Raw genomic sequence first — 23,543 nt, 5'->3', positions numbered from 1 at the left:
ATTTAAGGTTGATTGGAGCGGAAGTGCGAGACTCCTGCGGGAGCAGCGGGACAGGTGAGACCCCACAGGCGTTTACGCCGAGGAGGCTCACCGCCCGCCCCGCGGAAAGCGAGCATCTGGAGGGGAAATCAACCACACCGCACTACTTGATAAATAGCAACAAAGTATGCGAAAACATCCTTTTTTAAAACACGGGAATTTATTTATAAACAAAGGGCCCTGGACTCAGTGCATCACACTCCTTGCTTTAGCATGGCAAGGTAAAAAAGGAATTTCGCCTTTTCATTTACATATAGATAGGTATATAATACATCCATAAAATGTTAAAATATTCTTACATCTTATCGATTTAAGGGGGATCCACATGACTGAAAATGCCTATATCAAACTTGTTCCTGAGTCCGTGAAAGGAACTGTAACCATCGAAGACGTGAAAGAATTACTGAACTATTATCAAATGATTACAGCGAAAACCGGAAAGCAACTGGATTGGGACTATGATAAGAAAGCATTTCCTTATGAAATGAAAGAACCGGAAAGAATGAAGGATAAGGCCATATATCTCCAAGCCAAAGAAGATCGATATCACATGATATTGATAGGAGTTGACCAAGAAGTCGTAAAGGATGAAGATGGATCAGATCGGATCCAATCCTATATCCAATTCACCCTCCCTGAAACAGCAACTTTCGGTGATAAGGGAAAAGCTAATGAATTGTGCAAATTCCTTGCAAAGAAATTACGGGCGCAGCTGCATCTCTTCAATAAACGGGTGATGTATTATTACCCAAGGAAATAAAAAAACCTGCAAATGCCGAAATTGGCTCATGCAGGCGTTTCAATTAATTTTGGATCAAGGAACTCGTAGCCTTTCTTTTGAAAACCTTTCACGATATCCTCTATCGCTTCACTCGTCCATTTCCGGTCATGCATCAGTAAGTTCGCCCCATTTCCCAAATAAGGGCTGTTCAACATGATTTCCGTTAAAGCTTTTTTATCCTGATACTCTTTTTCCCAGTCATATCCGTAAGTCCAATTCATGACCAACATTTTTTCTTTCTCAGCGACTTTTTTTGAATGCTCGGTATTCGACCCAAATGGCGCCCTGAAGTACTTAGGGCGCACCCCTATTATTCCCTCAACCAAATTGTTCAATTTTACGATTTCCCGCTCTTGTTCCTTTTCGTTCAACTCTTTTAAATTCACATGGGAATACGTATGATTTCCTATGGAAAAACCCATTTCATGAATTTCTTTCAGCATTGCTTTATTTTCATCATTTTCAAGAAAGTGACCGTTCACGAAAAAAATCGCAGGTACTTCAAGTCGCTTCAGGGTTTGGGCGATTGCCAGGGAATATTTTTCAGGTGCATCATCAAATGTCAACAACACAACTTTCGGATTTGCATCCCCAATCGGTTTAAATGACCAATTCTCTTTATCCACCCGATATTCTGCCTTTACATTCCCTTCGCCAATCGTTTGTGACGTTTCCGTTTCCAAATCTTTATCTTGCTGACTTTCATCTTGGACCGTTGTCGTCGTTTCCACACTTTTTTCATTCTCATTTTCAGTTTGACCGGAACTCGGGTCATTACAAGCCACCAATAAAAATGATACTAATGTAAATAATGCCACTACTTTTTTAAACATGATTCCTCCGTTGTTTCATATGTCTTCGAAGCTTACGAAAAATTCAATATACGGGTACCAGCGTTTCCAAAAGGATTTGCAAAATCCCGTAACATAATAGACTTATCACGGTAACAAGCATGGTTCGTCTATTGGATTTTAAAATCATTTTACCAATGTAAATGGCTAGATAAGAAAAGACCAGAAACATGAATACTTTGAAAACCAATCGATCGTTAACAGACAGCCATTCAACTAATGTATACCCACTCCAAACGATTAGTTGAAAGAGGATTACCAGATAATTTTTCAAGTGATCCACCCCATTTTAATATGAATATATCAGCCATGATTGGCAAAAAATATTCCTTTAACAAATCGCTCATCTTATTTTTTATCCTCTATGGCCTTTTTCAAACCATTTCAAGGAAAAAAGTAAGAAGTCCTTTTTATAGCTTATGCCCTTTTTGTCCATTTCATTTAACTAGTAAGAAGAAATTCATGTATGGGGAGTCTCCTTCATTTTTTAAATCCGGCCAAAAAAAAGCGTACTGCATTTAGCAGTACGCTTCAGACTGTAGACAAACTCGATGAAAATCGAGTTTATCTATTTTTAGGGATTGTACAATTTGGACGTTGTTTGGAACGTAGGGCACTCGCTTTCCGGGGGCGTTCGGGGAGCCTCCTCGGCTTTCGCCTGTGGGGGTCTCCCCTAGACGCGCTTTTCCCGCAGGAGTCAGTACCTTCCGTTCCAATCAACTTTGTCTTACCTTTTAGATTGAACACTAGTACTCAACAACAAATAAAGAGGGCTATCGCGAGTATAAATCCCCAAAACACCGCTGTGCAACATGCTCATTTTTATCACGGTGTGCATATCTGACAAACACATATGGAGTATGCTTTGGACAGGGCGAGGTCCAAAAATGGCCTAACATAGTGGGCTAGTAGAGCCCCAATCTCTTAACTTTAGGCGAAATTCAGAGGGAATTTCAAAAGGGGTTCAGAATTTTTTAATTCCGAACCCCTTTTGTCTACAAACTAAAGCGTACTGCATTTAGCAGTACGCTTTTATATAACTCAATTACTTAATGATGTGGATAGGAGTTCCAAGGGCAACTTCAGCAGCTTCCATTGTGATTTCCCCTAAAGTTGGATGTGCATGGATTGTCATCGCAATATCTTCGGCAGTCATACCTGCTTCGATAGCCAAACCAAGTTCTGCAATCATATCAGAAGCGTTTGGTCCTGCAATTTGTGCTCCAATAACCAATCCGTCTTCTTTGCGAGTGATAAGCTTCACAAATCCGTCCGTATTATTTAAGGAAAGAGCACGTCCATTTGCAGCGAATGGGAATTTAGAAGCAAGCGCTTCGATTCCAGCTTCCTTCGCTTCTTTTTCATTATAACCGACAGAAGCAAGTTCCGGTTCAGAGAATACAACAGCCGGAATAGCAAGATAATCGATTTCAGATGAATGTCCAGCAATGGCTTCAGCTGCAATTTTACCTTCATAAGAAGCTTTATGAGCTAACTGAGGTCCAGAAACGATATCACCGATTGCGTAGATGTTTTTCACGCTAGTACGGCATTGTTTATCCGTTTCGATCAAACCGCGGTCAGTCATTTTGATTCCGACTTGTTCCAGGCCGATTTCAGCAGTGTTTGGACGACGTCCAACTGTTACTAAAACGTAATCGGCTTCAACTTTTTTCTCTTCGCCTTTTACTTCATAAGTAACGGTTACACCTGTATCAGTTTCTTCCACGCCTTTAGCATTTGCTTTAGTAACAATTTCAGCACCTTTGTTTTTAAGGTTACGCTTAACAAGTGCTGCCATTTGTTTTTCAAAGCCTGCAGAAAGGATTTCTTCGGTACCCTCAAGGATCGTCACTTTAGTGCCAAAGCTAGCGAATGCTCCGCCAAGTTCAGTTCCGATGTAACCTCCGCCGATTACCACGATCGAACTTGGAACTTCTTCCAAAGCAAGAGCGCCAGTTGAATTAAGTACACGTTTCGTATATTTAAATGACGGAATCTCGATTGGCGATGAACCAGTAGCGATGATTGCGTTTTTAAATGTATATGTTTGGGCTGAGTCTTCATTCATAACACGGATGCTGTTTTCATCAACGAAATAAGCTTCGCCAGTTACAACATCAACATTATTGCCTTTTAACAGGCTGCTTACACCGCCTGTTAATTTTTTTACTACAGAACCTTTCCAAGCTTGTACTTTAGAAAAATCAACAGTAACTTTTTCTGCAAAGATACCCATATCTTCTGAATGCTGAGCTTCATGGAAACGGTGTCCAGCCGAAATTAAAGCTTTCGATGGAATACAGCCTACATTCAAACAAACTCCGCCGATTGTTCCTTTTTCAACGACCGTTACTTTCTGTCCAAGCTGTGCTGCGCGAATTGCGGCAACATATCCCCCTGGGCCTGAACCGATTACTAAAGTATCTGTTTCGATTGGAAAATCTCCTACTACCATTGTTTACGCCTCCATTAACAATAATTCTGGGTCGTTCAATAACTTTTTGATATGATTCAATGCATGTTGAGCTGTTGCTCCATCAATCATGCGGTGATCAAAGCTCAGTGATAATGCCAGAACTGGAGCGGCGATAATTTCCCCGTCGCGTACAATTGCTTTTTCGGCAATGCGTCCAATCCCTAGAATGGCAACTTCTGGATGATTGATAACAGGTGTGAACCATTGACCGCCTGCGGAACCGATATTCGTAATGGAGCAAGAAGCACCTTTCATTTCGTTAGGAGCCAATTTGCCGTCACGGGCTTTCGTCGCTAATTCGTTAATTTCTTGTGAAATAGCAAAAGTTGATTTACGATCTGCATCTTTTACAACTGGAACGAGCAGTCCTTTGTCTGTGTCTGCCGCAATTCCGATATTGTAATAGTGTTTATGGATAATCTCACTAGCTTCATCATCAAATGATGTGTTAAGCATAGGGAATTCACGCAATGCACTTGTTAACGCTTTAACAACATAAGGTAGGAATGTAAGCTTGATTCCTTTTTGTGCAGCAATTTCCTTGAATTTCTTACGGTGAGCAACCAATAGCGTCACATCGACTTCATCCATTAATGTTACATGCGGAGCTGTCTGCTTGGACTTAACCATTGCTTTTGCGATCGCTTTTCTCATACCGCTCATTTTCTCACGAGTTTCAGGATATTGCCCTTCTGGAATTGAAACTTTTTGTTTTTCGGTTGTTTCCGTATCTTTTTGTTGTGAAGCTTCACTTTGAGCTGCTGGTTGCTGTGGAGCGGTTTTGCCGTTTTTGAAAGCATCAATGTCTTCCTTCATGATGCGGCCGTTATCCCCAGAACCAGTGATCTCACGAATATTTACCCCTTGTTCGCGTGCATATTTCCTGACAGAAGGCATGGCGATAATACGACGTGAAGGATCTGCCTCAACCTGTGGTTGTGCTCCCGCGCCTGTTACTCCGCTATTTTCTTGAACCGGAGCAGCCTCTTTCTTGACTTCCTGTCCAGCTTCAGCAGTTGCTTGAACCTGGGCCTCCGTATTCTTCTCGCCTTCTGCCTTCGCTTCTTCTCCATGATCCCCTTTAAACTGAAGATTTTCATAACCTGGAGCATCGAATGTTACAAGTACATCGCCAACAACGGCAACCGTTCCTTCTTGAACAAGGATTTCTTCAACGGTACCTTCCACCGGGGATGGGATTTCAACAACGGCCTTATCGTTTTGAACCTCGCAAAGCACGTCATCTTCTTGTATCTTATCTCCTGGTTTTACAAACCATTTCACTATTTCACCTTCGTGTATACCTTCTCCGATATCAGGGAGTCTAAATTGGAATGCCACTGAGTTCAACCTCCTATATTAAATCATACTTAGTGCTTTGAATAAAGTCCTTTATCTTGCATTACCGTTAATGCAAAATCACTTTCCCAAGCAGGACATTCATTCCATTACTTAAGATTGTTAAAACTTCAAGACTTTAGTCGCCGTTTCAATAATGTCTTTATAATTAGGGAGCCATACTGTTTCAGCTTGTGAAAACGGGAATACCGTATCAGCTGCCGCCACGCGCAGTACTGGAGCATCCAAGCTCAAAATGGCACGTTCGTTAATTTCCGCTACGACATTCGCCGCTATACCAGCTTGCTTTTGTGCTTCTTGAACAACGATAGCGCGTCCTGTTTTTTCTACAGAAGCAATGATTGTATCGATATCCAATGGTGATACAGTCCGTAAGTCGACCACTTCGACGGAATGACCATCCTTAGCCAATTCCTCAGCTGCCTTGATGGATTCCTGCACCATCGCACCATAAGTAATAATGGATAAATCCGTTCCTTCTCTTTTCACATCCGCTTTTCCTAATGGAATTGTGTATTCTTCTTCAGGAACTTCCTGACGGAACGAACGGTACAATTTCATGTGCTCAAGGAAAATGACAGGGTCATTATCACGAATCGCTGAAATCAATAAGCCTTTTGCATCGTAAGGAGTGGAAGGGATAACTACCTTTAACCCTGGTTGCTGGGCCATTAAACCTTCTAAGCTATCAGCATGCATTTCCGGAGTATGCACTCCGCCCCCAAAAGGTGAGCGAATTGTAACCGGTGCACTGTAACGTCCGCCTGAACGGTAGCGCATACGAGCAAGCTGACCGCTTACGGAATCCATTACTTCATATACAAACCCAAAGAATTGAATTTCAGGAACAGGACGGAAACCTTGTAAAGAAAGACCGACCGCTAATCCACCGATTCCAGATTCAGCAAGAGGTGTATCGAATACACGATCTTCACCGAATTCTTTTTGAAGATTTTCCGTTGCACGGAAAACTCCACCATTAAGACCTACATCTTCTCCAAAAACGAGTACATTCTCGTCATTTTTAAGTTCTGTACGTAATGCTTCTGTAATTGCTTGAATCATCGTCAATTGAGCCATGGCTTACTTCGACTCCTTCTCTTTATAAATTTCATATTGTTCTTTTAAGTTATAAGGCATTTCTTCATACATGATTTCAATTAGGTCTGTAACCTTTTGTTTAGGTTCTGCATCAGCCAATTTGATTGCTTCTTTAATATCGTCTTTGGCTTTCTCTATCGTTTCGTTTTCTAATTCTTCATTCCAAAGTTTTTTGCTTTCCAAGAACTTGCGGAAACGAACCAATGGATCTTTCAGTTCCCACTCGTTATCCATTTCGGAAGTACGGTAACGTGTCGGGTCATCCCCAGCCATCGTATGTGGTCCATAACGGTAAGTTAATGTTTCAATCAATGTAGGGCCTTCACCATTGATCGCACGTTCACGCGCTTCTTTAACGGCTGTATAAACGGCCAACGCATCCATACCATCAACCTGGATTCCAGGAATACCTGCAGCCACACCCTTTTGGGCCAATGTTTTCGATGCTGACTGCAAATCAACTGGTGTAGAGATTGCAAAACGGTTATTTTGCACGATGAAGATAGCTGGCGCTTTAAATGCACCTGCAAAGTTAATTCCCTCATAGAAGTCACCTTGTGAAGTTCCACCGTCACCCGTATATGTAATGGCAACAGCTTTTTTCCCGCGTTTCTTCAACCCAAGAGCCACTCCGGCAGCTTGGATATATTGAGCGCCGATAATGATTTGAGGAGAAATTACATTGACGTCTTCAGGGATTTGATTTCCCTTAAAATGACCCCGGGAGAATAAGAATGCTTGCCAAAGCGGCAGGCCATGCCAAACGATTTGCGGAACATCACGATAACCAGGCAAAATGAAATCTTCTTTTTCCAAAGCATACTGGGAAGCGATTTGAGAAGCTTCTTGACCGGCAGTCGGTGCATAGAAACCTAATCTGCCTTGACGGTTCAGTGATATGGAACGTTGATCCAAGATGCGTGTATAAACCATACGGCGCATTAATTCTTGCAATTGTTCATCACTTAAATCAGGCATAGCCGCTTCATTCACGACTTCTCCCTCTTCATTTAAAATTTGAAAAGTTTCAAATTGTTCTTCTACTTTCTTAAGCTGATCCTGAACATTAATTTTAGCTTGTTTAGTTTTTTGAGCCATTTGGCACCTCATCCTTTCATTAAAAAGGTTTGCTATTATTATTCTATAAAGCAAAAATAGTTTGCTTTTTAGTTTCTTCAACAATACATTCTTTTATTTTTCCCTTAAGACCAATCCTCAAACGTGGATATGCTTAATATGTCTCAATCTTATTCTGTACCATAAAAAAAATCAAGGAAAATGATACAAGAATTTTTATAGATTAAGTTTACAAGATGAATTAACATCAAGTCAATCACTTGGAGTTCCTTATAATTTTGATCTAATAGAATTTCCAATACTCATACTTCTTCTCTGTATTAGTTTTCAATTTATAACTGTACTATTAAATTTCCCGTATTTTTCAATTTAAGGATGGCGAAGGATAACATTTCAATTCCCCAGCATATCCCATCGATTCCAAAACCGCTTTAACTAAAGGCATTTGAGCCCTTAAAATAATATTCCGATAAAATATTCAAGCGCTTTCATCTAAGTCTGCTGTTAGATTTTTAATTATCGTTTTTTTTTAGTACAGGTATGAAAATTTCACATCAGGCTTGTTGCATAAAAAAAGACCATTCTTAAATTTTTTATCCCAAAAATGAACTGGATTGAAAAAAATATGGGCTGTGAGTGAGGATCACAGCCCATCATTATTTATATTATTTTGTTGAATCCGCCATTTCTATGCCGGAACTATCATAAAAACTTTCTTTTTTTTGATTTGATTTTTCCGTTAATGCATTAAATTCCTCATTCGCTTTCAAAACTTTTGTATAAGAGGTATTTATTTTCTCGATTTGCACTTGTAATTCATCCATTTTCAAATCCTCTTTTTTAAAAAGCTCATATAATTCACGATCATAAGCGAGACTTTGTTGATAAGCATCATATAAATCATCATAGGTGCTATAGCGCTCACTCATGATCTTTTTCATTTCAGTCGCTTCTTTTTTTATCTTTTCATCCTCTATTTTCCCGATTTGTTCATCTATTTGATTGAATTGTTCTTTTGAGGATTGCATACTGCTTTGTTCCTTTTCAATTATTTTTTCCCTTTCGTCGATATTCTTGGTTGCTTCATCTGAAAGCTCGACGATCTGTTTATAATCATCCAATCCAAGTTTAATGATTTTCTCATATTTTTCTTTTTCTTTTTTCTCCAATTCATTAAGCGGCTCTTGATTCTCGGTGAAATCACTTTCCTTTTCTGCAGTTTTCTCCAGGATTTTGTGGATTCTTTCTTCCGGTGAACCATTAAAACAACCGGTCAAGATCACTAAAGAAAGAAGTAAGATAACAAATGGACCAAAACGTTTCAACATAGACAACTCCTTCTGATAGTTCTTCGAAGATTCATGTTCCTCAATTCATTCTTAAGCCGCAGACATTTGTTACAATCATATTCCGAACAGGTTTTTTTCATTACTGGGCGCTAGCCTACACCCTTTAAACCATACTGCATAGGCTGTAGGGACCGTTTCAAATTTGAATGGTCAGCATTTTAATAAATACAAAAACGGAGGTATGAAATTATGTATGGAGGCTTCAACCAAGAATGTTGTTATCCGGTTTCCGCTGCACCCAGCTATGGATATGGCGATGGTGGAGGCTGCGGCTTTGGAAGCGGCTTTGCCCTGATCATTGTCCTGTTCATTCTGTTAATCATCGTCGGCGCGTGCTTATGCTAACCAGGTAATTACTATTACCTTTACCCGAAAATGATAACGATTTACCCTGATTCACAAAAAATGATAATATTTTTTAAATAGACCAACATGCAAATAAAATAATGGCAGGGATAGGAAATCATCGACTTGATTCCATCCCCTCCATTTTTCTTTCATTAAACCATTCATTAACTTTCAGCCTTTTTTTTGTTAAAATAACCCTATACATATTATAAGAATTTTATGGGGTGAAAGATTATGCTTACCATGGATGATTTTGTTAATGAAGACGATCCAATCTTAAGGCAAGTCGCGGTAGAGGTTCCACTTCCGGCATCAAATGAAGATAAGCAACTTTTAGCCAGCTTGATGGAATATGTCCAAAACAGCCAGAAACCTGATATTGCTGCTCTATACGGGTTAAGGGCAGGAATTGGCTTGGCTGCACCACAGGTTAATGTTTCAAAAAGGATGATTGCGGTTCATTTAAAAGAAAAGGATGATCAACTTTATAGCTATGCACTTTTCAACCCTAAACTCGTTAGCCATTCAGTCGAAAAAGCATACTTGACATCCGGAGAAGGCTGCCTTTCCGTAAATCGTCCCGTTTCCGGCTATGTGCCACGTTATGCCCGAATAACGGTTGCGGGTACGGACCTGGAAGGAAAATCGGTTCAACTCCGCCTGAAAGGCATCGCAGCCATTTGCTTTCAACATGAAATCGACCACCTTAATGGTATCATGTTTTATGATCATATCAATCCGGAAGACCCCTATGCCATTCCGGAAAATTCAATTGCGGTGGAAAGGTAACGTAATAAGCAAAACCCCCGTCTGTTGGTTGACGGGGGCTTTATTTTTTATATCAGTTCAAGTTCTTTCAAACCAAAAAGTATGCCATCATCATCGACATCCTTCGTTACAAAGTCGGCCTCTTGCTTCACAAGCTGACCGGCATTCCCCATAGCCACGCCATATCCCGCTACTTTTAACATCTCTATATCGTTTAAGCCATCTCCAAAGGCGTAAACATCCTCAAGAGCAAACCCGACTTTTTCCATTAATATTTTAATGCCTTCAGCCTTTGAACCCCCGAATGGAAGTACATCCGTCGAATACTCATGCCATCTAATGAAGTGAAAATCATCATATTTTCCAACAAAGTTCCCTTCTTCATCTTCCGAACAGAATAATAAGGCTTGGTATATATCATGGTCCTCATAAAAATCCGCCACATGTTCAGGGTGGGGAAACTTAAGGCTGCTTAATGCTTCTTCAATTCTGCTATGATGCGGAACACTCGATTTCATTGTTTCCTCATTCATGAACACGATCGGTATTTCATTTTTTTCAGCATGTTCGTGAAGGCGTTTTATCTCAGGTATGCTCAAAGGGTTTTTATAAACGACTTTCCCTTCAAAAACAACGTATTGTCCATTGAAACTTACGAATGTATCGATGCCAAGCTCTTCCCTTAAAGACTCGAACATGAACGGAGCCCTTCCTGTGGCAATCGCTACAAAAACCCCGCTATCCTGAAGTTGCTTAATGGCTTCTTTTGTTGATGCAGGTAACTTTTTTTCATGATCAAGCAATGTTCCGTCAATATCAAAGAATACGATTTTCACTTGCGATTCACTTCCAATTCATTCATTTTTTCCTTTTTAATATGTACCCATTTAATAATTGTCATCAAGATAAGTCAAGTAACTCTACCGGACCCAACTCAAAGTTACGTTTTTTATTCAGGAATGGGCATATACTATTCTTAATGAAACCAACTCAGGCTTTCCAGATTACACTTCTCCCATCCTTCTGCCTCTTAAATCCCAGTTGCTTGTTTGAAAGAGCCTTTTTTTTCAAAAATGGGCCATGTACCTGTAAAGACGTATTTACATTATTGAATAATCCTATACAATAATAACTAAGGGAGCGTGATCGCCATGTTAAAAAAGCTTCGTAAAAAGCTTGCTAAACAGTGGAATGATCTTTTAAGAAAAAAATCTATCGCATGATTTGCCACTCATTCCTGCCTTGGCCGTCATCCATATGCGAATTTTTTTCGGACAGCCCTTCAAAAACTTGCGGAGGGCTTCTTCCTTGTTGTAAAGTTCTTGTTAGGCATTCTTTCTATCTTGGCTTTTATATGGTCAGGTGAATACATATTTCAATCAAAATATGAGTCGCTGTGTTTTCATGAAACGCTGTACACAGTGGTACTGTATTAATTTAGAAAGAAATCGTTTACGAAAAAAAGATCCCATGATTTAAGTTTTACACATGGCAAAAACGGATAGGATATAAGATAGAGGAAGCTACAATTGGATTGATACCAGATTCGGCCATCTATTTTTTTATATACTTTTAGACATTGGTATATTTAATTCATCAAACCCCTTCCGTTTTTATGGCGGAGCTGGGTTTATTTTTACATGATGTTGAAAAACATGAAAAAATTGTTGTTTTTATATATAATGAAAAAAGCAATGCAAACAAGTGAGGAGAGATTAAAATGGTTTTTAAGGTATACTATCAAGTAACCATATCAGAGGTTCCCATCAGGGAGAATACTAAAACAATGTTTGTCGAAGGTGAATCCGTTCGTGACGTTCGTTTAAAATTAAAAAAAGAACCTTATAACGTAGAAATCGTACTACCCGTAACCGGAGCATATTTAGAATATGAAAAACAAAATGAAGATTACAAAGTATTGGAGCTATAATTTATGAAATTCGTAAAAAACGATCAAACAGCTGTATTCGCCCTGGGCGGTTTAGGCGAAATCGGTAAGAACACATATGCTGTTCAGTTTCAAGATGAAATCATCATCATTGATGCTGGAATTAAATTTCCTGAAGATGAACTCCTCGGTATTGACTATGTGATTCCAGATTACAGCTATTTAGAGAAAAATGTAGATAAAATCAAAGGTGTTTTCATTACCCATGGTCATGAAGACCACATTGGCGGGATTCCTTATTTACTTAGAAAAGTGAATGTCCCTGTATACGGCGGGAAGCTTGCACTTGGACTGCTTCGTAATAAATTGGAAGAACACGGCCTTTTACGTCAGACAACCATGATTGAAATCAGTGAAGATGAAGTGATCAAGTTCCGGAAAACGTCCGTCTCTTTCTTCCGTACAACTCACAGTATCCCTGACTCATATGGAATCGTCGTAAAAACCCCACCTGGACAAATTGTCCATACTGGTGATTTTAAATTCGACTTCACCCCAGTGGGTGAGCCTGCAAACCTGACCAAGATGGCTGAAATCGGTAAAGAAGGTGTATTGTGCTTACTCTCGGATAGCACAAATAGTGAAGTGCAGAACTTTACTATGTCCGAAAGCCGTGTCGGTGATACCATTCAAGACATTTTCCGCAAGGTTGACGGCCGGATTATTTTTGCAACGTTTGCATCGAACATCCATCGCCTTCAGCAAGTTGTGGAAGCAGCCGTGGCCAACGGCCGTAAAATAGCCGTTTTTGGCCGAAGCATGGATTCAGCCATATCAATCGGACAAGATCTTGGTTATATCGTAGCGCCTAAAGATACATTTATTGATGTACAGCAATTGAATCGTATGCCTGCGAATAAAGTAACCATCCTTTGTACAGGCAGCCAAGGTGAACCAATGGCAGCACTATCGCGCATAGCGAACGGCACTCACCGTCAAATTCAAATCATCCCTGGTGATACGGTAGTATTTTCTTCTTCACCCATCCCAGGTAACACAATCAGTGTTTCCAGAACGATCAATCAATTATATCGTGCAGGAGCAGACGTCATTTCAGGTCCTCTTAATGACATTCATACATCAGGACATGGCGGACAGCAGGAACAAAAGCTTATGCTCCGTTTGATAAAACCAAAATTCTTCATGCCAATCCATGGTGAATACCGTATGCAAAAACTGCATGCCCGCCATGCAGTCGATTGCGGCGTTCCGGAAGAAAATTGCTTTATCATGGATAATGGTGAAGTTCTTTCCTTAAGTGAGAACACAGCTCAAATCGCTGGTAAAATCCCTTCAGGTTCGGTTTATATCGATGGAAGCGGCATTGGGGATATCGGTAATATCGTTCTCCGTGATCGTCGGATTCTTTCCGAGGAAGGCCTTGTCGTTGTTGTGGTCAGCATCAATATGAAGGAATTCAAAATTGCATCCGGTCCTGACATCATCTCACGCGGATTTGTTTATATGAGAGAATCAGGAGACCTTATCAGCGATGCTCAATCCTTGATCACAAAGCATTTAAATAAGGTGATGGATCGCAAAACTACACAATGGTCTGAAATCAAAAATGAAATTACAGACACTCTATCTCCATTCCTATATGAAAAAACGAAACGCCGTCCGATGATCCTGCCGATCATCATGGAAGTGCAATAAATAATAGAAGCCCAGCCATCATTTGGCTGGGCTTTTTTTGTTTAGGTTTTTAAATCCCCCACCTTGAATTCCACTCCAGGCACTCACTTTCCTCGGCTGTCCGGGAGGCCCCCGGCGCCTTAGATGCCTGTGGGGTCTCCCTTACACGTCTCCCGCAGGAGTCTTGAATACCCGCTCCAATCAATTTTGTTTTAAAAGTTAGATAGAACTCCTTTTGTCTACAGTCTTTCTTGTTTTAAAAATGGAAAGCTTCCGAAAGTAAACTGATAAGAAGCATGTATTTGTTGATTCCACACTGTCGAAGTGCCGGAAACACGAGTTTATCAAGTACGCAAAAATAAAAAGGGAATTGAAAAATTGTCGATGCAGGCTATTCTCTATAACTCCTTCAGATCCAATTAAAAAACAAAAAGGTTTCGGAATGAGGCCATTCCGAAACCTTTTTGTTTTCCTTTGATAAAAGCGCTGCTCGATTTTAGCAGGACGCTTACTTATTCCACAATTTTTTTTTCAAAGCGATTGATGTCCGAATCCGCGCCGATGACGATCAATATATCACCTTTATGAATTAAATCGCTCGCCTGTGGGGAAACATTTATTTCGTTCCCTCTTTTGATTGCGACTATATTCAGTCCATAGTGGGCACGGATATCAAGGTCAATTATCGAGTTTCCATTCATCTTTTGGCTTGCAACAATTTCGACGATGGAGTGTTCATCAGAAAGCTCCAAATAATCGAGAATATTATTGGAGACGATATTATGGGCAATCCTTCTCCCCATATCCCGTTCGGGGTGCACGACAAAGTCGGCCCCGATTTTACGAAGAACCTTCTCGTGATAATCATTTTGCGCTTTAACCGTAACATTTCCGACACCCAATTCCTTAAGCATGAGAGTCGTCAATATACTTGCTTGAATATTCTCGCCAATCGCTACAATGACATGATCAAAATTTCGAATCCCTATGTTTCTCAGTACATTTTCATCTGTCGTATCCCCTACTACAGCATGTGAAGCTATTCTGGCAAATTCATTCACTCGATCTTCGTCGGCATCGATAGCCAGAACCCCTAATCCTTCTTCAGCTAATGTCTTGACTATGCTGCCGCCAAAACGGCCAAGTCCAATCACCGCAAATTCTTTTTTCACAATAAGCCCTCCAACGTCATTCGTTCTTTCTTTAGAGCATGTTCTGTACTGAAAATCATTTTTATGCTTCGCTTCCTTTAAACGTTATATAATCCGTTAAGTGATCGATCGCGAGTTCAATCGCTTTTTCATCCGGGCTTAACTTGGCGTGGTGCAATCCGTATTCCGATGAAACCCCCAGCCAGAACATGAATCCTGGAATCTCCTTTAACATATAACCAAAATCTTCACCAGTCATTGCTTCAGTACATTGATGCAAACGAACAGCAGTTGACTTCTCTGTGAATTCCATGAATTCCCGGGTCAACCGTTCTTCATTATATACCTGGTGATACATTGCGCCATAGTCGATTTCAGCCAAGCACTCATATCCCACTTGTATACCATCCACAAGCGCTTTTATCCTAGACTTGACCTTTACCATTGATTCGGGGTTAAGAGTGCGTATTGTGCCCTCTAACCGCGCTGTCTCCGCAATAATGTTTTGAACAGTGCCTCCAGTAATCTTCCCAACTGTAATGACAGCTGAATCAAGCGGATTGACATTCCTGGAAACGATTGTTTGAAGCTGCCCTACAAGCGAGCAGGCCGCAATGACCATGTCATTTGTTTTGTGCGGATAGGCTGCATGTCCTCCTTTCCCCCTCAAATCGATGAATAATTCAGATGTATTGGCAAATAGAAGCCCTTCTTTAACGGCAATCGTCCCAACTGGATACTCCGGAGCAATATGTAAAGCAAGAATCATATCAGGCTTCCATTTTTTCATCGTTTCCGATTTAAGCATTGGTTCTGCTCCGCCAGGACCCTCTTCTGCAGGCTGGAAGATGAATAGCAAGTCATCATCTATCGGATTTTCCGTGAAATATGTCAATAATCCCAAACCTATGCTCATATGAAAATCATGACCGCAGGCATGCATATATTCCTCGTGGTTGGATGCAAACGGCAATCCGGTTTCCTCTTTTATCGGCAAACCGTCTATATCAGCCCTGTAGCCAATGGTTTTTCGCGGGTTCATTCCCTTCACTTTCACGAATATCCCAGTTCGCCATGTTTCTATTTCCATTCGCTCCTGGGCCAGATTCGTTATGTAATTCAGTAGGTATTGCTGCGTCTTGAATTCTTTGAACCCTATCTCCGGTATTTGATGCAGATCACGCCGGATCTTGGCAAAAGGGTTTATTTTCACATTATTCCCTCCCTATACAGAAAGCGTGGATATAGTTATCCACGCTTCAGGCAATATTCACTAAAGAAATTAAAGTTGACGAAGTTCTTGCATGATTTCTGTTTTTGATTTTGTTTTTTCGTCAATTTGTTTAATGACCCTCGCCGGGATACCAGCAGCCACGGAGTATGGAGGAACGTCTTTCGTTACGACGGCACCAGCAGCGACAACGGAACCTTCTCCGATTTTGACACCTTCCAGTACGACCGCATTGGCTCCGATCAATACATCATCTTCCAAAATGACCGGCTGTGCGGAAGGTGGCTCGATGACACCTGCTAAAACGGCACCAGCACCTACGTGACAGTTTTTGCCCACTGTTGCACGTCCGCCCAGTATTGCGTTCATGTCGATCATTGTACCTTCACCGATGACAGATCCAATATTGATTGATGCACCCATCATGATGACTGCGTTATCTCCAATGGAAACTTGGTCACGGATTATTGCGCCTGGCTCGATACGGGCTTTGATGCCTTTTAGGTCCAATAAAGGAATGGCAGAGTTACGACGATCATTTTCAACTACATAATCCTCGATTTTTGTTCCTGCTGTCTTGATCGCTTCTTCGATTTCAGACCACTCACCGAATACAACCCCTGTATTTCCTGTTATGAAAGTTTTAGAAGCTGGACCAAAATCCAGGCCTTCTAAATCGCCTTTGACATATACCTTTACAGGTGTAGATTTTTTACTATTCGAGATAAAAGAAATAATTTCGTTTGCATCCATTTTATTCATTCCGGGTAAACCTCCTAAATATGTATCATTACTCGTTTTAAATTTACCAGACAACAGCCGGCAAGACAAGTTGAATGTCACTCATATATATTAATCTGCCCTATTGACATTTTCGTCGGCGGACCTATAACATTCCTTGGTCGCGGATATGCTCTTTCACCACTTCCGTGAATGCTTGGACTTGCTTTAACTGGAAGGCAGATTCATAGCCGCAAAGCCATGTATCACGTTCGATTGAGTGGTTATGCCCATCCAGTAGAGGGATTTTAAATACATTCGTATCTTTATCATGTAAAGTGATGGCTGGCAGGATCGCATATCCAATACCATTAAACACCATTTGTTTGCATGTTTCGATTTGATCAACGACTATGGTGTTTTTTGGTGTCGTTTGAAATTGCCGATGCCACCAATCTTGGATTTCCTGATAATAATTCGAATCGCTTTTAAACTGAATGAATGGACGGTCCGTTTCGAACACTTGATTCAATTCCTTCATTTCAGTATCCACCAAATACAGCATATCCGTGAATAAATGCTGTTTTACGCCTTTCCAATCCGGTGCTCCCCTTATGATGCCAATATGCACTTGCCCTTCATACAAAGACTTTAAAATCTCACTGCTCCAGCCAGTGATCAAGGAAATTTTTGCATACGGATATTTTCGGACGAACTTTTTCAATACTTGCGGCAGCCAATTTTGACCGACAATCGAGGCACAGGCTATTTTCAAAGTGCCATATACTTCATGGTCCATGGCTTGAATACTTTCCCTAACCTTCTCTTCTTTTTCTATAACCTCATTGGCCAAACGAATTACCGCTTCACCTGCAGGCGTCAGTGACAGCCCCTTTTGTGAACGCAGAAACAGTTTCGAGCCCCAATCCTTTTCTATTGATTGTAAACGCTGGGATAAAGCCGGCTGGGAAACGAACAACCGCTCAGCTGCTTTTCTCATATTCATTTCCTGAGCAAGCACTGATAATAAATGAAATTCTGAAAATGACATACACACCAACCTCTTGATAATTAATTCTTAATCATGATGATTTAATTTATTTAAATTTTATTATCAACAAAGTCCGCTTATAATACAAGAGAAAAGAAACGGAGTGAATATCCTTTGACGATCATTTTATTGCTTGCCATCAGTTTTGCAGCATCCTTTGTCGGGACATTGGCCGGGAGCGGCGGTCTCATCGGCATGCCGTCCCTTCTTTTGATAGGTTTACCCATTCACCAGGTTATTGGATCAGTCAAATTTTCCAATATGTTTTCTTCTTTCTCTAGCTTTTATATTTTACTCAAGAAAAAGCAGCTAAAATTGAAAGATGCCCTCCAGTTAATCCCATTTGCCCTTTTTGGTGGCTTATGCGGCGGTCTGCTTGCTAATTCATTCTCCGAGAAGGCAATGAATTTGTTAGCCATCTGCCTTTTGACTGTCGCTTTGATCATGAATTTCATCAAAAAACCGAAACCTTCCGATGAATCGGATTGGCATCTCCCAAAAAAAGTTTATCCATCCCTATTCGGAATCAGTGTCTATGACGGAATGTTCGGACCGGGACAGGCGACCATGCTCATGTATACCTTTTTAAGAAATGGCGCCACCTACCTTCAATCCCTGGCCTTTACTAGATTCCAAACTTTCATTAGCTGTACAGCTGCATTCATTACCTATTTCATGGCCGGTAACATTGCATGGGGGATTGCCATTTATTACACGATCGGTTCCCTGATCGGATCACAGCTGGCCTTGCGTGTGGCTCAAAAAATCTCCACTGGACAGTTGAAATTCATTTTACATTCGGTCACGATCGCATTATTGATTCAATTGGTCATCAGAGTTGCGTTTCCTTAAAACAAAGGCAAACTCCATTAACGAGTCTGCCTTTTTCCTATGCCTTCTTATTCTTCCTTATTCTTTCTTAGTCTCGTTAGAAACAGGAAGCTGATTACAGAGAAGACTAGAACAATGAGATAAATCGTCTGTAAAGACAATGTAAGTCCTTCCTGTAAAACATTTACCACATTTTCAGGAAGCGACGTGCGTTCTTCACTGTTCAACAATTTATTTGCCGTATCTATCGTCACTCCCGATCCGGCCGGCGCATGCTCGTTCAGATAAGCGTGAAGCCTCATATTCATGATTCCTCCAAGTAATGCAGCACCTACAGTATTTCCTAAATTACGCATGAACATATTGGAAGCTGTCGCAATACCCCTTCGTTCCCAGCTGACGGTTTTTTGAATGACGACAATGAATGAGGTAGAAGTCAAGCCCATGCCTACACCGACAAAGAAGGATCCCATGGCGGCAATAATGGGCCCAGCTTCCGGCTTCATCCATACTAGGATCAGACTCCCAAGGATCAATGAGCACCCTCCAAGAAGGGAGGTTGATTTAAATCCTATTTTCAACAATAACTTGCCTGACACCATAGATGCGATCGGCCAGCCAATTGACATGGCTGTCAATGTAAAACCAGCTACCGTAGGCGAGCGCTCCATCACGCCCTGAACGAATGTGGGGAGGAAACTTGATAATCCAATCATCATCACCCCTGTCGTCAAGGATACTAGGTTCGCAATCAGAATGGAACGCTCCTGCCAGATTTCAAATGGCATCATCGGTTCGGCTGCTTTCTTTTCCTGAAGAATGAATAGGATAAAGGTGATGATGGCCACTAATGCCAAGGATATGACCGGAGCTGAAGTCCATGACCATTTCACTCCTCCTTCTACGAGCAGCACCATAAGAGTGGAAATGGACAATGTCAATAGCGTTGCACCTAGGTAATCGATATCACGTTTTTTCTTTTCGATATTTTCATGAAGGAATAACCAAATTCCAATAAAAGATAGTACGCCCAAAGGAATATTGACCCAAAAGACAAGTTTCCAAGTCAGGGATTCAACGAGCAAGCCGCCCAATGCTGGTCCCATGACCGCTGAAATGCCCCAAACGCTTGATAGATACCCTTGAACGCGTGCCCTCTCTTCATTTTTATAGATATCACCAATAATTGTCGAGGCTACAGGTGCTACAGCTCCCGCCCCAAAACCTTGTACAAAGCGATAAATGATGAGTTCCGTCATTGAATTGGCAAAGCCGCAAAGAAGGGAGCCGATTAAAAAGACAACGATTCCAAATAATAAGACGGGTTTTCTCCCGAGTATGTCCGATAGCTTTCCGTAGATCAAAACTGTTACGGCATTCATTAATAAATAGCCTGAAAACACCCAGCTGTATAGTGAAAAACCACCTAAATCACTTACAATGGCCGGCATTGCCGTCGAAACGATCGTTCCTTCAATAGCATTCATAAACATCGCCAACATGATGGCAGCCAATATGAAGGGACGTTTCAATTTTTTATTCTGCACGTTTGCACTATCCATTGCATGGCCCAATGTTTGCATCCTCTCCTAATAGATCCTACCTGTTAATAGACTTCACCACTAACTGGATCAAATATGTAAAAAAACAAGAAAACTCGCCAACTGGCGAGTCTTGGGGTTAACCGTCATTTTATGCCTTGCTTATTTATCAGGTGTATTTTGTTTAAATACTTTTTTCAAGATTGCCCTTCTTGTTAAGATGCCTTCAAATACATGTTCGTCATTCTCCACACAGACAAATGGATGATCAATCAACAATTCCACACCCTTGGTCAATGTATCTTCAATATGCAGGCGAGGTATTTCTATATTCATTATTTCGGAAACTTTTTTATGCTCAAGATTATCAAATTCAATTCGTTCCAGTCCCAAGATTGAATCGAGAATGACTGGTGTGCTAATTAAACCATGCAGTTTATACATCGGATCTAACACAGGAATGGCCGTATAACCGCTCTTTGTTAATACCAATAGTGCATGTTCTAAGTTATTGGTTACCTGCACGTGGGCCACGCGTTCAGAAGAAATCATTAAGTCTTTAACGCTGGATTCCAATAAATCCCCATCATGAGTACCGATCATGTTAAAACCCCTTACCATATGTTTTTATATACAGCTCTTTCTATAGTTTAACATATGTAAGCAGAAAAGGCTCATTCCTAGACCAATAAAATCCCAATTGGCGGGATTCGTGAGAGACCCTTAGCCCTTACTAGTTTTGATGTTAACCTGTTTAAAACCGCATTCCGGGCATTGATAAATCACATTTTGGTTGGATTGTGCCGTTAATACATTTTCCATTTCCCTTTCCTCACCGCATTCCGGGCATATTACCATCGGATTTTTCATTTACATCCCTCCAACTAATAAGATGTCGTAAAAATCACGACTTCATTCAGTAAAAATTGACCGGTTTTTCACAATAAAAAAGCCGCTTCCAATGGAAGGCGGCTTTTTGTGTTTTTTTAAGATTGAAGAAGATCAAAGATTTCAATGGTAATCATATCAATATTATCAAATTGATATTTTGATGATTTCCCTTTATCACTGTATACTTCAAGCTCGAACATTTCTGTTTTGCTGAAATATGTAACCTGGCACTTTTTCACACCATCTATTTCAAAAAAACGTTGAGCAGATTCAGATTCCTTCGCTTGCTCTTGAAGACTTTTCAATCTGGTAAGGATGCCCTGTAATTGAGACATACTCCCTCTCCTTTCTGAATAAAACCTTTTCGATAGGTTTCACTATACCATACTTTTCTATCCAGTAGCCACGCGGAAATAAATTCAGAATAATTTAAAACTTCATTCTTTACATGGCACTATTAACAGAATAAAATAAGGAATGGATTTTGTACATGAAAAATTTTCTGGGGGTAGATTCTGTTGCAAAACATTAGTGAGCTTGGTTTTCGAATTTCATTGATTGATGGTTTTGATTTGGATAGAAGAAATCGTACAGGAACATATGTAATTGCCGATGAAGACATCACCTTAGTCGAAACTTCCGCTAGCCCTTCCATCCCCCACTTAATGAAGGGGCTCGAACATTTGGGAATCGCCCTCGAAGATATTACATATATCATTCTTACCCATATTCATTTGGACCATGCAGGTGGAGCTGGACTTTTTTTACAGCATTGTCCGAATGCCAAAGTGATCGTCCACCCAAAAGGCGCAAGGCATCTAGAAGATCCAACACGTTTGATCGCTGGGGCTAAAGCAGTCTATGGTGAAGAATTCAACAAGCTTTTCGATCCGATATTACCTATACCTTTTGAAAAAATGCTGATTAAACAAGATAGGGAATCCCTAAAAACAAGTGATACTTCCACGTTGACCTTTTATGATACGCCAGGACACGCGAACCATCATTTAAGCATATACGATTCGGTTTCAAAAGGGATGTTTTCAGGTGACACCGTAGGCATCTATTATCGTGAACTCGATGAAGAAGGTTTGGAATTTTACTTACCGTCCACATCGCCAAACCAATTTAATCCCGACGCGATGCTTGCTGCAGCGGAATTGTATGAAAGCATTGGCGTCGAACGTATATATTTTGGCCATTACGGCGTATCGGAAAACCCTAAGGAAGTATATAAACAACTTCATTACTGGCTGCCTAAATTTGTGGAGACTGCCAAATCGGCATATAGGGAATATGCTAGCTTCGAGGATCAAGTGGCAGCAACCAGTAAAAATATTTTCACGGAAGTCGCTGTTCATTTAGGCGAAAAAGGAATCACTGCTGATCATCCAGTTTTTGATATCATTGCCATGGACTTGAACGTTTGTTCCATGGGATTGATAGACTATCTTGTAAAACAGGAGAAAAATCGGTAAAACGATCCTTGAGGTTTATCCCTATTCAAATGTCTTGGCATTCTCTATAATGAAAAAGTGAACCCTACTAAAGCATATATGGAGGAATGAAATGAAAGACGTTACACTCTATACCCAACCTGATTGCCCTCCCTGCAAAATCATGAAAATGTTCTTTGATGATAATAATATAGTATACAAAGAAAAAGATATTAAAGCAGATGGGCATGCACGTAAAGAACTAACCAATAAATACGGGGCTTATTCCACACCAACGGTCGTCATCGACGGGAAAGCCATTATTGGTTTTGAATTGGACGAAATAAAAAAAGAATTGAATATATAACAAAAAGTCTAGAGAAGGCTGTGGCCTTCTCTAGACTTTTTCATTTCAGCTTCCTTTAAAATCCCCAATTCTATTTTCTGTTTTCATACTTTACATCCGTTACCTTCCAAGCGCCATTTTCCTTTTTCAAAGTAACTGCTTCAACATGTTTTTCCATCGATACAGGTCCGTCCCCATTGTCCTGGAATTCTTCCTGAACATAAATGACATCACCGTTTTTCCCATATACAATTTCCGTATTCTTATCGTAACTGAAGAAAGGGATATAATACGGAGCGAAATCTGAACCAAATGCGGTATAACCGCCTTCGACTTTCACTACATTCGCTTGGACGAACTTCTCGATGAGATCACCTGTGAAATGTTTATCCAACTTTCCTTCAATCGCTTCCTTAGATCGTACTTCTTCGCTGATCGAACGTTGATTCTCCATGGCATCATGTACTAAAGATAGTACTTCCTCTCTATGTAAGCCCTCCGCTGAAGCAGTGAACCCCCCATTTAAAAATAAAAGGACGCTGGCAAGACATGCAACTAAATATTTACTCATTACAATCATCTCCTCGTTATAGAATTTCTCCTAATGATT

At 40.6% G+C, this 23,543-nt stretch carries 25 protein-coding genes; 8 read left to right on the top strand and 17 right to left on the bottom strand.

From position 1 onward, the window contains the following. Positions 1-364 precede the first annotated feature (364 nt). Positions 365-799: a DUF1885 family protein gene (locus tag AC1DIV_RS19790; protein ID WP_054396989.1), complete on the top strand. Its 435-nt coding sequence runs from the start codon at positions 365-367 to the stop codon at positions 797-799. Positions 800-825: 26 nt separating this feature from the next. On the opposite strand, the gene AC1DIV_RS19785 is transcribed toward AC1DIV_RS19790, so the two are convergent. The 7 genes from AC1DIV_RS19785 to AC1DIV_RS19755 form a co-directional block, all read right to left on the bottom strand. Further along, positions 826-1,653 (bottom strand): polysaccharide deacetylase family protein, encoded by an 828-nt coding sequence (locus tag AC1DIV_RS19785; RefSeq protein ID WP_048687080.1) that lies wholly within the window; start codon positions 1,651-1,653, stop codon positions 826-828. A 43-nt stretch (positions 1,654-1,696) separates the two neighbouring features. Beyond that, positions 1,697-1,954 carry a hypothetical protein gene (locus tag AC1DIV_RS19780; RefSeq protein WP_309247762.1) on the bottom strand — a complete coding sequence of 86 codons (258 nt, stop codon included), beginning with the start codon at positions 1,952-1,954 and terminating at the stop codon, positions 1,697-1,699. A gap of 762 nt (positions 1,955-2,716) precedes the next feature. Next, entirely contained in the window at positions 2,717-4,129 is a 1,413-nt protein-coding gene (lpdA, locus tag AC1DIV_RS19775; protein WP_034314059.1) for a dihydrolipoyl dehydrogenase, read from the bottom strand. Positions 4,130-4,132: 3 nt separating this feature from the next. Beyond that, entirely contained in the window at positions 4,133-5,491 is a 1,359-nt protein-coding gene (locus tag AC1DIV_RS19770; RefSeq protein WP_048687082.1) for a dihydrolipoamide acetyltransferase family protein, read from the bottom strand. A gap of 120 nt (positions 5,492-5,611) precedes the next feature. After that, positions 5,612-6,589, bottom strand: coding sequence for an alpha-ketoacid dehydrogenase subunit beta (locus AC1DIV_RS19765; protein ID WP_034314063.1), 978 nt, complete (start codon positions 6,587-6,589; stop codon positions 5,612-5,614). A 3-nt stretch (positions 6,590-6,592) separates the two neighbouring features. Further along, on the bottom strand, positions 6,593-7,708 hold the full coding sequence (gene pdhA, locus AC1DIV_RS19760) for a pyruvate dehydrogenase (acetyl-transferring) E1 component subunit alpha (RefSeq protein ID WP_034314064.1): 1,116 nt from the start codon (positions 7,706-7,708) through the stop codon (positions 6,593-6,595). A 644-nt stretch (positions 7,709-8,352) separates the two neighbouring features. After that, the gene (locus tag AC1DIV_RS19755; RefSeq protein ID WP_340875576.1) at positions 8,353-9,015 is read right to left on the bottom strand and encodes a YkyA family protein; all 663 of its coding nucleotides are present in this window, start codon (positions 9,013-9,015) and stop codon (positions 8,353-8,355) included. 210 nt (positions 9,016-9,225) lie between these two features. On the opposite strand from AC1DIV_RS19755, the gene AC1DIV_RS19750 reads away from it, so the two are divergent. After that, positions 9,226-9,381, top strand: a complete 156-nt coding sequence (locus AC1DIV_RS19750) for a YjcZ family sporulation protein (RefSeq protein ID WP_063576945.1) — start codon at positions 9,226-9,228, stop codon at positions 9,379-9,381. 237 nt (positions 9,382-9,618) lie between these two features. Next, complete coding sequence (gene def / locus AC1DIV_RS19745) at positions 9,619-10,173, top strand: peptide deformylase (protein WP_053534293.1); 555 nt, start codon at positions 9,619-9,621, stop codon at positions 10,171-10,173. A gap of 47 nt (positions 10,174-10,220) precedes the next feature. On the opposite strand, the gene AC1DIV_RS19740 is transcribed toward def, so the two are convergent. Continuing rightward, a complete protein-coding gene (locus AC1DIV_RS19740; protein WP_053534292.1) occupies positions 10,221-10,988 on the bottom strand; it encodes a Cof-type HAD-IIB family hydrolase in 768 nt (255 codons plus the stop codon). 884 nt (positions 10,989-11,872) lie between these two features. On the opposite strand from AC1DIV_RS19740, the gene AC1DIV_RS19735 reads away from it, so the two are divergent. Together AC1DIV_RS19735 and rnjA are read left to right on the top strand one after the other, a co-directional pair. Continuing rightward, the gene (locus tag AC1DIV_RS19735; protein WP_034314070.1) at positions 11,873-12,082 is read left to right on the top strand and encodes a DNA-dependent RNA polymerase subunit epsilon; all 210 of its coding nucleotides are present in this window, start codon (positions 11,873-11,875) and stop codon (positions 12,080-12,082) included. A 3-nt stretch (positions 12,083-12,085) separates the two neighbouring features. Beyond that, on the top strand, positions 12,086-13,756 hold the full coding sequence (rnjA, locus tag AC1DIV_RS19730) for a ribonuclease J1 (protein ID WP_034314071.1): 1,671 nt from the start codon (positions 12,086-12,088) through the stop codon (positions 13,754-13,756). Between the two features lie 491 nt (positions 13,757-14,247). Here rnjA and AC1DIV_RS19725 read toward each other — a convergent pair whose 3' ends face one another. The 4 genes from AC1DIV_RS19725 to AC1DIV_RS19710 form a co-directional block, all read right to left on the bottom strand. After that, the gene (locus AC1DIV_RS19725; RefSeq protein ID WP_034314073.1) at positions 14,248-14,907 is read right to left on the bottom strand and encodes a potassium channel family protein; all 660 of its coding nucleotides are present in this window, start codon (positions 14,905-14,907) and stop codon (positions 14,248-14,250) included. A 61-nt stretch (positions 14,908-14,968) separates the two neighbouring features. Next, the gene (locus AC1DIV_RS19720) at positions 14,969-16,093 is read right to left on the bottom strand and encodes an N-acetyldiaminopimelate deacetylase (protein ID WP_340878480.1); all 1,125 of its coding nucleotides are present in this window, start codon (positions 16,091-16,093) and stop codon (positions 14,969-14,971) included. Positions 16,094-16,168: 75 nt separating this feature from the next. After that, positions 16,169-16,879, bottom strand: a complete 711-nt coding sequence (gene dapD, locus AC1DIV_RS19715; protein WP_251538850.1) for a 2,3,4,5-tetrahydropyridine-2,6-dicarboxylate N-acetyltransferase — start codon at positions 16,877-16,879, stop codon at positions 16,169-16,171. 124 nt (positions 16,880-17,003) lie between these two features. Then, a complete protein-coding gene (locus tag AC1DIV_RS19710) occupies positions 17,004-17,888 on the bottom strand; it encodes a LysR family transcriptional regulator (protein ID WP_034314080.1) in 885 nt (294 codons plus the stop codon). Positions 17,889-18,002: 114 nt separating this feature from the next. On the opposite strand from AC1DIV_RS19710, the gene AC1DIV_RS19705 reads away from it, so the two are divergent. Further along, positions 18,003-18,740, top strand: a complete 738-nt coding sequence (locus tag AC1DIV_RS19705) for a sulfite exporter TauE/SafE family protein (protein WP_323599441.1) — start codon at positions 18,003-18,005, stop codon at positions 18,738-18,740. A 47-nt stretch (positions 18,741-18,787) separates the two neighbouring features. Here AC1DIV_RS19705 and AC1DIV_RS19700 read toward each other — a convergent pair whose 3' ends face one another. The 4 genes from AC1DIV_RS19700 to AC1DIV_RS19685 all read right to left on the bottom strand — a co-directional run bounded on the left by AC1DIV_RS19700 (position 18,788) and on the right by AC1DIV_RS19685 (position 21,486). Continuing rightward, positions 18,788-20,302, bottom strand: coding sequence for an MDR family MFS transporter (locus AC1DIV_RS19700; RefSeq protein ID WP_063596353.1), 1,515 nt, complete (start codon positions 20,300-20,302; stop codon positions 18,788-18,790). A gap of 120 nt (positions 20,303-20,422) precedes the next feature. Then, positions 20,423-20,863, bottom strand: a complete 441-nt coding sequence (cbpB, locus tag AC1DIV_RS19695; protein ID WP_034314084.1) for a cyclic-di-AMP-binding protein CbpB — start codon at positions 20,861-20,863, stop codon at positions 20,423-20,425. A gap of 120 nt (positions 20,864-20,983) precedes the next feature. Next, the gene (locus AC1DIV_RS19690; protein ID WP_094246583.1) at positions 20,984-21,130 is read right to left on the bottom strand and encodes a hypothetical protein; all 147 of its coding nucleotides are present in this window, start codon (positions 21,128-21,130) and stop codon (positions 20,984-20,986) included. A gap of 116 nt (positions 21,131-21,246) precedes the next feature. Next, the gene (locus AC1DIV_RS19685; RefSeq protein WP_034314086.1) at positions 21,247-21,486 is read right to left on the bottom strand and encodes a YkuJ family protein; all 240 of its coding nucleotides are present in this window, start codon (positions 21,484-21,486) and stop codon (positions 21,247-21,249) included. A gap of 183 nt (positions 21,487-21,669) precedes the next feature. On the opposite strand from AC1DIV_RS19685, the gene AC1DIV_RS19680 reads away from it, so the two are divergent. Together AC1DIV_RS19680 and AC1DIV_RS19675 are read left to right on the top strand one after the other, a co-directional pair. Beyond that, complete coding sequence (locus AC1DIV_RS19680; RefSeq protein ID WP_340875564.1) at positions 21,670-22,629, top strand: MBL fold metallo-hydrolase; 960 nt, start codon at positions 21,670-21,672, stop codon at positions 22,627-22,629. A 91-nt stretch (positions 22,630-22,720) separates the two neighbouring features. Then, complete coding sequence (locus AC1DIV_RS19675) at positions 22,721-22,954, top strand: glutaredoxin family protein (RefSeq protein ID WP_034314090.1); 234 nt, start codon at positions 22,721-22,723, stop codon at positions 22,952-22,954. 70 nt (positions 22,955-23,024) lie between these two features. Here AC1DIV_RS19675 and AC1DIV_RS19670 read toward each other — a convergent pair whose 3' ends face one another. Further along, a complete protein-coding gene (locus AC1DIV_RS19670; RefSeq protein WP_048687100.1) occupies positions 23,025-23,504 on the bottom strand; it encodes a DUF3993 domain-containing protein in 480 nt (159 codons plus the stop codon). Positions 23,505-23,543 lie beyond the last annotated feature (39 nt).

This window comes from Peribacillus sp. 05N428, assembly GCF_056397085.1.
Note: the sequence above shows the minus strand (reverse complement) of the source record. Positions and strands in the feature narration are given on the sequence as shown.